Origin of the sequence: Mixta hanseatica, assembly GCF_023517775.1 — a bacterium.
Lineage (GTDB): Bacteria > Pseudomonadota > Gammaproteobacteria > Enterobacterales > Enterobacteriaceae > Mixta > Mixta hanseatica.
The window spans coordinates 68671-79288 of sequence record NZ_CP082904.1 but is presented as its reverse complement, the minus strand read 5'-3'; the positions used below and the strand labels follow the sequence as shown (position 1 = coordinate 79288).

Sequence of the window (10618 nt, the reverse complement as noted above, 5' to 3'; positions counted from 1 at the left end):
GTAAATCAGGCTTCGCGTAACAGACGCTCTACCGCGTCGACGACATCCTGGACGGTGCGCACAGCTTTAAACTCTTCCGGCTTGATCTTTTTGCCGGTCTTTTTTTGCAGTTGCACAATCATATCGACTGCATCAATGCTATCCAGTTCGAGATCTTCGTACAGACGGGCGTCAGGTTTGATATCGTCAGGATCGATTTCGAACAGTTTCGTCAGAAGCGCGGAGACTTCCTGATATATTGCTTGTTGTTCTGTCATAGCAGGCTCGTTATCAGACGCGTTGTGAATGAATGAAAGAGGCTAGCGTCGCGACAGAGAAGAAATGCTGACGCGTTTCTTCGCTCTCAGCGGAGAGTACGATGCCGTACCGGTTTTTCACTGCCAGTCCCAGCTCCAGGGCATCAATAGAATCCAGCCCTAAGCCCTCTCCGAACAACGCGGCATCAGTATCGATATCCTCGGCCGTCAGCTCATCCAGATTTAATGTATTGATGATGAGATGTTTAATTTCTAAATAAAGCGATTGCATTATTGCGTCCTGAAAGTATTCCCAACTGTTTGTAATTGCATTAAAAGATGCCGGTTGAGCTGCCTTGCCGCCAGCGCCGGTTCTTGTAAATTAGCCTGATAGAAATGTTCAATTTGCACCCGTTGGCCTGCGGTCACTTCGAACAACGGTTTTGTCGGGGGCACGTTATACCATTTGCTCTGTTTGTCGAGCAGATGTTCGCTGCAACGAATGGTCACGATGCGCAAATCGCTACAGCAGCGCACCGCGATATTGGCCGCCCCGCGTTGTAAGGTCATCTCTTCTCCGGGTCGCGTACGCGTGCCTTCAGGGAAGATTAATAGCGTGTCGCCCTGCGCCAGCCGCGTCTGGCTTTGAACCAGTAAGCGATCGGCCTCGCTGTTAACCAGATAATCCGCCGCGCGAATCACACCGCTAACAAAGGGATTTTTCAGCAGCGCCCCTTTTACCAGGCAATCGGTCTCCGGCATGACTGAAGCAAGCAGCACGTAGTCAATCAGGGTTGGGTGATTCGCCACCACCAGACAACTGCGCTCGCTACGTAAAATGTCTGCGCCGTGAATATGATAATCCAGCACCCCTACGCCTTTGGCCACCGCCAGAAAAAAACGGAAGCTGGCTGAAATAGAGCGGCGGGCGAGGCGTCGGCGCCGGTTTTTATCACGCACTATCAGCAACAGGAGATTAAACCAGACCAGAGACAGCAACAGCCCGCCGAGACCGAATAACGTGAAACAGAAACCGGTCATTAACAGACGCCAAAGGCGGTTTAACCAGGCGACGACGTGCATCATACGCGGCTCCAGCGCCACTGCATTTTTTCACCTGGGATAGTGAATTCAGCGACATCGCTCAGATAATGCTGCATAAATTGCAGGCTCTGCGGCAGCAGCGGCTCTATCCCGTCGCTTCCGCTCTCGGTTGTACAGTGCAGCGCGCTACCCGTTTCAAATACCAGCGCCACGGCCCATGCCCAGGTCGGCATTTTCGGCGGCAGCCTGGAGTGATAAAACGCAGGCAGCAAACCATCGAAATCCACCATCAATACGCGTTGATACCCCGCCTGTAGCAGACACATCACTTCGCACAAACCCTGATGGAAAGTATCCATGCCTGCAGACAGTGAGGAAGAAACCACCGGCTGCTTTGCGGCGATGGTTAAATTGCCCACCGCAGAGTTATGTACCGACATGGCGAAATCTGTCGGCGAAACATCTTCATTACGCGCCAGCGCCTGAAGAATGCGATAGTTGCGCTCCAGCTCGCCGTGACGACTGCTAAAAAGCACCGCGTCAATGCTATGACGGCGCAGCATCGCCAGCCCGCACTCGACGGCTAATTTGCTGCCGGAACAGAGACGCCGGGCGGTCATCATCGGAAGTTCCGTCAGTTTTGCCTGGGGCGCATCGGGGTCAATCGCATGCGGCTGACGCGCCCAACGTTGCCACTGCGTAGCGTCACTGAGTCCAGGCGCTCTGGCCTGCCAGTCGATAAGGTTTAAGCTAAATTTCATCAACGGCGTCCGCAATCGGTTAGCAGCTCTGCGGCGCATTAAACAACGCAAGAACCGGCAGGAATATTAAAATCTCTCACATATCAATAAAGTATGACCAACGCCGAGATTATCGATGCGTTGCTCGACCCTAAAACCGGCCATCTCCAGATAGCGATAAAACTTCTCTACGCTGTAAAAACGACTATTGCCGTTAGCCATACAGGTAAAATAGAGCGACGTCGCATTCAGGCTGAACGATGCAGCTTCAAATTTCTGCGCATCCCAGAAGAGCTCCATCACACACAGTCGCGCGCCGGGCTTCATTTTACCTGCAATGCGGCTGAGCATAGCGATAATCTGATCGGGAGAAAAACAGTCGAGGAACTGACTCATCCACCAAATATCGGCTTCCGCAGGGAGCGGCGCGTCACCAAGCATATCTACCGCGTGAAAGCCGATACGATGCGATAGACCTGCATTTTCGATATTCTGGCGAGCAAGTTCAATTTGTTGTGGCAGATCAAGAAGCGTAACTGCGATATTTTCATCGTACTGGCAACATTTCAGCGCCCATTTTCCGGTATTGCCGCCAATATCATATAATTTTTTTGGGCCGCTGGCGAAAATATAAGGTAGCGCCGCGTTAAAGGCGACATCGGAATAGTAATGATCGAATGCAAACCAACTTTCGCGCGCGGGGGAAGGCAGCTGCGACAGCACCGGATAGATTGTTTCGGCGTCGCTAAACACTTGCAGCCCAGCGGGTTTGGATTCTTTTAGCGCCTGCGCTAAAAAGAATAACCCCTGATAACAGACATCCTGTGTGAAATCCATATTTACGCGCGTCATGGTGTCATGCAGCAAGAAATGCCCTACTTTCGCCAGACGGTAATATTCATCCTGGCAGGTCACGATACGGCCGCTTAATCCCATATCCAGCAAGACGCTAATAGCGTATTCGCTCAGATGACAGTTGGCGACAATTTCATCCAGCGTCGCGCCCTGCTTTCCTTTCACATCCAGCAAGGCCAGCACGCCCGCATTGCGCAGACATAACGCTGTTTGAAACAGCATGGGTGCAAAAGCAATTCGTTGCGCTTCAGTGATAGCATCCAGTGCGCTGAGCGTGTCCGTTTCGTACATGAAGAGCAATCCTGTCTTGGGTAAACCAGGGTTATCGGACCATTGCTGGCCCGACTTTAGGATAATTTTTTTATTACATGGCGCTGGTAGCGAGATTGACCTGAATATCTTTATCTAAGTTGCGCACCCAACGGTTATAGTTTTTGTGGATTTTACCGCCGGACGCCAATAAATTATTGCTGGTTTCATAATTAATGGCGTAGCCGGTAGCAGAGTAATTAATCAGGACTTCAGCCATATGGTCTCGTGATTGCTGGCGCGCTTTGATAACGTTCGGACCCGCTTCGCTCATAATCCACTGACGCTGCGCGCCCGCTTTTAAAATTGCGTTTTTAACCTGCGTCTGCGTATGACCCGCGCTAAGGGTGGTATGAACATTATCAACCGGCGCAGTACGCGCGCAGCCCGCTAAAGCACCCATAACCGCGCATACGGCTAATAACCTGACAACCTTTTTCATAAGAACTCCATTTTAAGTAATAGATTGATAAATGGAAACTTTTGGCCTGACGCCCTTATTTATAACAGTTAAAATTACGGGTTAGATGCTGCCACTCAGGCCATTAAAATTTCCTGCGCATTTTAATCAAACTATTTTGTTGCTGATAGTTATTTAGTGAAAATTATCATTATTTGTAATTGGAAACAGGATGGAGAATTAATAAACCTCATCGTTAAAACAATGAAATAGTATCTTTGCCATATATAAGCCCAAAAAATCGGGCAGATAATCCTTTTTATTTGCCTTAAGTTTTGATGTTACGCTTTACAGGCTGGCGGGATGATGAAACTCACATTGGCGATAATTTATTGCGTACCGGCGCGCTCGATATTGACCCGCGTCATAGTTGATTTAAATTTATTCGGCGGGCAGCATTCCATGCAAGTGTTTCGCTATTAAATTCAAATAACCAATAGGATAAATCTATCTGTTTTTACAGTTAGTCCGGTCAATGAAGTAAAAGGTGCTATTGGGAAGTGACAACGAACATTCATCTGCCTCAGTGCTCCTTTACTACCGGGACAGATAGTAGCCCAGGCAACAGACCGCCCGTCGCACCCACCGAAACATTAAATATTTTAATAAAAAAATTTCACAGAGATGCCAGTTTCATTATGAAAATGGCGTATCAATCACGATTTATGACTTTTTAATGAAACCATTGTTTAGATAAATTTATTGATCAATACTTGCTGCAGGCATTTTTACCCCCTACAGCGAGGAAAATTCATCGTGTTACGTTCAGCCGTTAAGACCGTTGCTCAACCAGGCGATAAGGCCGGGTTACACCGCACGCTGCGTTTTAATAAACGACATGCATTCAATGACGTTGATATTTCTCAGGTCACTACCCTGCAGGAGTTTTATATCAGTATGCAAAAGCTTCATACCGAATACCTCCGTCTCGGACTGGTTAAGCGCCAGCAGGGCGATATGCTTTTCTCTCCCTGGTTTTTTTCGCCGGGCAATCGCCTGTTTATCGCGCGTATCGCGGATGAAGTGATCGGCACCATTGGTTTTATTAAGCAAAGCGAGCAGGGATTACCGGCGGAAAAAATCTTTGCCGATGTCATCACGGCTACGCATTGCCGTCCGGAAAAAACCGCCGAGATCGGCTCGCTGTGTATTGATGCGCGTTACCGCGGCAGCAGCCTGTTAAGAACGCTCTATGCATGGATGATGCTATACGCCATTTTTGATCGGCAGATCGAAACGCTGTTTATTCAGGTAGAGAAGCGTAAGGCGCGCTTTTATCAGGACCTGCTTTTTTTCAAGCAGTTGGGAGAAAGCCGCCTGCACCCTGACTATGAAGGTCGGGAAGTTGCGCTGCTGCATGCGGATGTCCGCACGGTAGGCAAAATACTTTCCCACCAGCTAACGCCCGGCAAAAATACCAGCCTGCGCCAGCTGCTTGCCGCCTTTGAAATAGAAGGTATCTTTCGCCAGCTACGCCAGCGAATGCGGCAGGATCGCGGGTTTAGCTGGAGCGCAAAAACGGTACGTCACTATTGCGATCTTTGCGGCGTCAACGAAACGCGTTTGTCCGCTTCACAGCGGGCGTTACTGCAGGCGTTGCTGAACCGTTCTGGAGCCTGATGACCGCCGCCGCCATACAGGCAACACGGGCCCGGTGTTGCCTCTGTTTTCCTCCCCCTGTTTTTTTACTTTATCCGTTGCCCGGCATACTATTCCGCCATTAGCGGCCGATCGGTCCGCGCGAATGTACTAAGGAAGCCGGGATGAAAGCGAAGTCGACAACCCTATATGATGTGGCGCAATCTGCTGGCGTCTCTTACCAGACCGTTTCACGAGTAATAAACCAGGCGGGAAACGTATCAGAGAAGACCCGACAAAAAGTTGAGTCGGCGATGGCTGCGCTGAATTATGTGCCTAACCGCGTTGCCCAGCAGCTGGCAGGCAAACCCGGGCACACCATCGGGCTTGCCACCTCTGACCTTTCGCTGCATGCGCCGTCGCAGATTGCCGCTGCCATTAAATCCCGCGCGGGTGAAGAACGTTTTAACGTAGTGATCTCCATGACCGAGCAGAGCGGCGCGTCGGCTGCCAGAGCGGCAATCAATAATCTGCTGGCGCAGCGCGTAGATGGGCTGATTGTGAATATTCCCCTACAGGATGAGGAAGCACAAAGCCTGATGACGCTATGTCAGGAGGTACCGCTCCTGTTTCTTGACGTTTCGCCGCAGCTGGACGCCAATAGCGTCATTTTCGATCCCGATGAAGGCGCGCGTTTGGGTGTGAACCATTTGCTGGCGCTTGGCCACCGCGCCATTGCGCTGCTGGCCGGGCCGCAAAGCTCTGTTTCGGCGCGCCTGCGCTTTGAAGGCTGGCAGCAGGCGTTGGCGCAACAGCAGCTACAGCCCATAGCGGTAATAGAAGGAGACTGGAGCGCGCTTTCCGGCTATCAGCAGGTAACCCGGCTGCTGAATGAGGGCACTCAGCCTGGTGCGCTTCTGGTGGCTAACGATCAGATGGCGTTAGGCGCGCTAAGGGCGATTACTGAAGCGGGCCTTAAGGTGCCGCATGATATATCGGTTATTGGCTATGACGATACTGCCGACAGCGCCTGCTTTATTCCCCCGCTGACCACCATCAGACAGGATTTCAGAACGCTGGGTAAAAACAGCGTCGCGCGGCTGATAGAGATGATCCAACAGCCGGACGTGCCCATGCGCTCCGATCTGCTGCCGGTTAGCCTGGTCATACGTAAAACCACCGCCGCGCCAGGAAAAGAAACGCTTTCACCGCAGGCACTGTCGGAGGCGTTAATGCAGCTGGCACGCCAGGCGGCACGTCTGAAATAACCATGAAGAGAAAAACCTTAACCGTAATAAGACAGAGCAGTTAAGGTTGATTAATATAATCATAAATGACCAACATAATTAAGCGTTGGTTTTATTTGTTTAGTATAGATATCAGTTAATTATTAATAACCTGCTTAATTTTAACTTGCCAAGCTACAACTTTACTTCCATTAAAAAATTTTAATATTTGCAATATGTATCACAAAACAATTTTTCTTATCTGTTTAAATGAAGCCGCAGTGAAACAGCGTCATTTTAATTTTAAATAATTAGCATGGAGCTTAAATTATGAAAGAATTAAGTTATAGGGAATTAAAAGAAGTAGCCGGCGCGGGTTGCACATGGAAAGGCGCGGGGCAGGCGGCCGTCAGCGGAGGGATTGGCGGCGGCATTGGCGGAGCTTTATCTGGCGCGGTTGCTATCCCTGGCATCGGTTCAGTTCCTGGCTGGGCGGCTGGCGCATTCCTGGGTAGCTTAGGAGGAGCTGCCGGTTATGGCGCAACGTGCTGGTGGTAAAAAATATGCCAGAATTAGCGTTGGCAGCCTGATATTTTTTATATTGGTGCTGCTGGGGAATATCTATATGTGGGATCAACAGACAATCGCTAAATCTGTTATTCATGCGTTTATCTCCACGCTAATTTTCGCATGCGGCATGTTGCTGCTCCAAAGAAAATATATTAACTGAAGCGGTTTACAACCGGGTGACACCCTACAATAGTCTAATAAAAAAACAGCCATAGGCGTTAATTTTCCCTGATTGCGCCAGCAATATCATAAAATTAACCCTATGTCTGTTCATGCTTATTTCACTGCAATTTTCTGGTCAATTAACCCTTTTAATGCTTCTTTACAAGGCTATCGCTCCCTGCGCAAAGTGATCGTTGTGACAGACTGCCTTCCGCGATTATTTGTGAAATCCATCACCGATTCCGGTTACGCGCCTTTACAACGCCTGCGGGCAAAACCATATTGCCAATAAATGTGAGCGCATCGCAATTTTAAAAGGAAAAAGGACATGATCGTAAAAGCAGGTACCTCTGCCGCCACGCTAAGCGCCATTTTGGCACGTCGCGACTGGGAGAACCCGGCGGTAACCCAACTTAATCAGCTGCCCGCCCACCCACCATTTTGCAGCTGGCGATCGCCGGAAGCGGCGCGGAAAGATATGCCCTCCGATCGTCTGCAGAACCTGAACGGGCGCTGGGCTTTCAGCTATTTTTCTCGCCCGGAAGCGGTGCCGGAAAGCTGGCTGCAACAGGATCTCCCCGACGCAGATGAAATTCAGGTACCGTCAAACTGGCAAATGGCAGGCTACGACGCGCCCATTTATACCAACGTTACTTATCCTATCCCGGTTAATCCGCCCTTTGTTCCGGCGGACAACCCAACCGGATGTTACTCGCTCACATTCAATGCCGATGAGAGCTGGCTGGTATCTGGCCAGACGCGCATCGTTTTTGACGGCGTGAACTCTGCCTTCCATTTGTGGTGCAACGGTCACTGGATCGGCTACGCCCAGGATAGCCGTCTACCCTCTGAATTTGACCTCAGCGCGGTGCTGCTGCCGGGCGCTAACCGTCTGGCGGTGATGGTGTTGCGCTGGAGTGACGGCAGCTATCTGGAAGATCAGGACATGTGGCGCATGAGCGGCATCTTCCGCGATGTGTCACTGCTGCATAAGCCGCATACCAGCATTAGCGATCTCCAGGTGGTGACCCAGCTAAATGAAAGTTTCAGCCAGGCTGAATTGAATGCGCTGGTGGTGGTTAACGGCGAAGCGTTGCAGGATGTACAGGTCACCGCGCAGCTCTGGTTCGGCGCAGAAATGCTGGGCGAGCGCCAGCAGCCGCTGGGTAGCGAGATCGTTGATGAGCGCGGCGCCTGGAAAGATCGCACTACGCTGCGTCTGCCGGTTACCGCGCCGCAGCTTTGGAGCGCCGAAACGCCCACGCTTTATCGCCTGGTGGTGCTATTGCATGACGCTAACGGCACGCTACTGGAGGCGGAAGCCTGTGATGTGGGCTTCCGTAAGGTAGAAATCTCGCAGGGCCTGCTGAAGCTGAATGGCAAACCGCTGCTGATCCGCGGCACGAACCGCCATGAGCATCATCCTGAAAACGGACAGGTAATGGATGAAGAGACCATGCGCCGCGATATCCTGCTGATGAAGCAGCATAATTTTAATGCGGTGCGTTGCTCACATTACCCAAATCATCCGCTCTGGTATCGCCTGTGCGATCGCTACGGACTGTATGTCGTAGACGAAGCCAATATCGAAACGCACGGCATGGAGCCAATGAATCGCCTTTCCAGCGATCCGGTCTGGCTGTCGGCAATGAGCGAGCGCGTGACGCGTATGGTGCAGCGCGACCGTAACCATCCCTCGATCATTATCTGGTCGCTGGGCAATGAGTCGGGGCACGGCGTCAATCACGACGCGCTCTACCGCTGGATTAAATCTAACGATCCAACCCGCCCGGTGCAGTACGAAGGCGGCGGCGCCAACAGCACGGCGACCGATATTATCTGCCCGATGTATGCACGCGTCGATCAGGACCAGCCTTTCCCTCAGGTGCCTAAGTGGTCGATTAAGAAGTGGATCGGCATGCCAGATGAGCATCGTCCGCTGATCCTGTGCGAATACGCGCACGCCATGGGCAATAGCTTTGGCGGCTTCCATAAATACTGGCAGGCGTTTCGTCAGTATCCCCGTTTGCAGGGCGGCTTTGTCTGGGACTGGGTCGATCAATCGCTGACCCGCTATGACGATAACGGCCAACCCTATGCCGCTTACGGTGGTGACTTTGGTGATAAGCCGAACGATCGTCAGTTCTGTATGAACGGCCTGGTGTTTGCCGATCGCACACCGCATCCGGCGTTATTTGAAGCGCAGCAGGCGCAGCAGTTTTTCCGCTTTACGCTAAAAAACAGATCGCCGGTACAGCTGGAAGTCAGCAGCGAATACCTGTTCCGCCACAGCGATAACGAACGGCTGATCTGGACGCTGGCGCAGGAAGGCCGCACTTTGGCCAGCGGCACGGTTACGCTGGATATCGCGCCTGAAGGCTCGCAGTTGATTACGCTGGACAATTTGCCGGCCATTACCGCCAGCGGTCAGGCATGGCTGACGGTACAGGTGCAGCAGCCTGCCGCCACCGCCTGGTCCGCAGCGGGTCATATCTGCGCCTGGCAGCAGTGGCGGCTGGCCTCGCCATTAGCGTTGCCAGCTATGGCGCATCGCGCGGACAAGGCGCCAGCGCTCAGCGTAAGCGAGCAGGCCTTTGACATTCAGCTTGGTGAGCATCGCTGGCAGTTTAACCGTGAAAGCGGTCTGCTGACCCAGTGGTGGAAAGGCGATGAAGCGGCGCTGCTGCAGCCGTTGCAGGATCAATTTACGCGTGCGCCGCTGGATAATGATATCGGGGTTAGCGAAGCCGCGCGCATCGATCCTAATGCCTGGGTTGAACGCTGGAAAGCGGCGGGTTTTTATCAGATGGAGCCGCGACTGGAACTGTGCGAAGCGGAGCGTCTCAGCAGTGAAGTCACGCTGCGTACGGTACACAGCTGGCGTTATCGGAACCAGATCCTGTTTATCAGCCGTAAGGACTATCGCATTGACCATAACGGCGAACTGCATATCAGCGTGGACGTGGATATCGCTTCCGGTATTCCCGCCCCGGCGCGCATTGGTCTTACCTGCCAGCTGGCGCAGGTGCAGCCGCAGGTCAGTTGGCTTGGCCTTGGCCCGCATGAAAACTACCCGGATCGTAAACAGTCCGCCCGCTACGATCGCTGGCAGCTGCCGTTGGCGGCGCTCTATACGCCATACGTTTTCCCCAGTGAGAACGGCCTGCGCTGCGATAGCGAGTGGTTACAGTATGGCGACAGCCAGTGGCGCGGCCGCTTCCACTTTAATCTCAGCCGCTATAGCCAGGCGCAGCTACATAAGGCGACGCACCGCCATTTACTGCAGGAGGAGCCGGGAAGCTGGCTGAACCTGGACGGATTCCATATGGGCGTAGGCGGTGATGACTCCTGGAGCCCCAGCGTCTCGTCGGAGTATCTGTTACAGGACAACCATTATCACTACGAAGTGAGCTGGGTACGTGATTAACACGCGCTGAG

At 52.2% G+C, this 10618-nt stretch carries 9 protein-coding genes and 1 pseudogene; 4 read left to right on the top strand and 6 right to left on the bottom strand.

Annotated elements, in window-relative coordinates:
- Positions 1–5 precede the first annotated feature (5 nt).
- The 6 genes and pseudogenes from K6958_RS00395 to K6958_RS00370 all read right to left on the bottom strand — a co-directional run bounded on the left by K6958_RS00395 (position 6) and on the right by K6958_RS00370 (position 3626).
- Positions 6–257 (bottom strand): acyl carrier protein, encoded by a 252-nt coding sequence (locus tag K6958_RS00395; protein WP_249892832.1) that lies wholly within the window; start codon positions 255–257, stop codon positions 6–8.
- Between the two features lie 13 nt (positions 258–270).
- Positions 271–528: a phosphopantetheine-binding protein gene (locus tag K6958_RS00390; RefSeq protein WP_249892831.1), complete on the bottom strand. Its 258-nt coding sequence runs from the start codon at positions 526–528 to the stop codon at positions 271–273.
- A pseudogene (locus tag K6958_RS00385) lies at positions 503–1340 on the bottom strand (lysophospholipid acyltransferase family protein). Before K6958_RS00385 ends, K6958_RS00390 begins: the two are co-directional and overlap by 26 nt.
- The gene (locus K6958_RS00380; protein WP_249892830.1) at positions 1319–2041 is read right to left on the bottom strand and encodes a beta-ketoacyl synthase chain length factor; all 723 of its coding nucleotides are present in this window, start codon (positions 2039–2041) and stop codon (positions 1319–1321) included. Before K6958_RS00380 ends, K6958_RS00385 begins: the two are co-directional and overlap by 22 nt.
- Before the next feature lie 66 nt (positions 2042–2107).
- A complete protein-coding gene (locus K6958_RS00375; RefSeq protein WP_249892829.1) occupies positions 2108–3166 on the bottom strand; it encodes a methyltransferase in 1059 nt (352 codons plus the stop codon).
- A 73-nt stretch (positions 3167–3239) separates the two neighbouring features.
- On the bottom strand, positions 3240–3626 hold the full coding sequence (locus K6958_RS00370; protein WP_249892828.1) for a lipoprotein: 387 nt from the start codon (positions 3624–3626) through the stop codon (positions 3240–3242).
- Between the two features lie 774 nt (positions 3627–4400).
- Between K6958_RS00370 and K6958_RS00365 the strand changes: the two genes are divergently transcribed.
- From K6958_RS00365 to K6958_RS00350, 4 genes are all read left to right on the top strand, one after another.
- Positions 4401–5264 carry a GNAT family N-acetyltransferase gene (locus K6958_RS00365; RefSeq protein ID WP_249892827.1) on the top strand — a complete coding sequence of 288 codons (864 nt, stop codon included), beginning with the start codon at positions 4401–4403 and terminating at the stop codon, positions 5262–5264.
- Between the two features lie 143 nt (positions 5265–5407).
- Positions 5408–6490, top strand: a complete 1083-nt coding sequence (locus tag K6958_RS00360; RefSeq protein ID WP_249892826.1) for a LacI family DNA-binding transcriptional regulator — start codon at positions 5408–5410, stop codon at positions 6488–6490.
- A gap of 493 nt (positions 6491–6983) precedes the next feature.
- Complete coding sequence (locus K6958_RS00355) at positions 6984–7178, top strand: hypothetical protein (protein WP_249892825.1); 195 nt, start codon at positions 6984–6986, stop codon at positions 7176–7178.
- Positions 7179–7508: 330 nt separating this feature from the next.
- Entirely contained in the window at positions 7509–10607 is a 3099-nt protein-coding gene (locus K6958_RS00350) for a beta-galactosidase (RefSeq protein WP_249892824.1), read from the top strand.
- Positions 10608–10618: the final 11 nt, after the last annotated feature.

Excerpts from the sequence above, each read along its gene's own strand:
- K6958_RS00360 (WP_249892826.1), top strand. The coding sequence starts at position 5,408 with ATGAAAGCGAAGTCGACAACCCTATATGATGTGGCGCAATCTGCTGGC.
- K6958_RS00375 (WP_249892829.1), bottom strand. The coding sequence starts at position 3,166 with ATGTACGAAACGGACACGCTCAGCGCACTGGATGCTATCACTGAAGCG.
- K6958_RS00370 (WP_249892828.1), bottom strand. The coding sequence starts at position 3,626 with ATGAAAAAGGTTGTCAGGTTATTAGCCGTATGCGCGGTTATGGGTGCT.
- K6958_RS00350 (WP_249892824.1), top strand. The coding sequence starts at position 7,509 with ATGATCGTAAAAGCAGGTACCTCTGCCGCCACGCTAAGCGCCATTTTG.
- K6958_RS00355 (WP_249892825.1), top strand. The coding sequence starts at position 6,984 with ATGGCGCAACGTGCTGGTGGTAAAAAATATGCCAGAATTAGCGTTGGC.
- K6958_RS00380 (WP_249892830.1), bottom strand. The coding sequence starts at position 2,041 with ATGAAATTTAGCTTAAACCTTATCGACTGGCAGGCCAGAGCGCCTGGA.
- K6958_RS00390 (WP_249892831.1), bottom strand. The coding sequence starts at position 528 with ATGCAATCGCTTTATTTAGAAATTAAACATCTCATCATCAATACATTA.
- K6958_RS00395 (WP_249892832.1), bottom strand. The coding sequence starts at position 257 with ATGACAGAACAACAAGCAATATATCAGGAAGTCTCCGCGCTTCTGACG.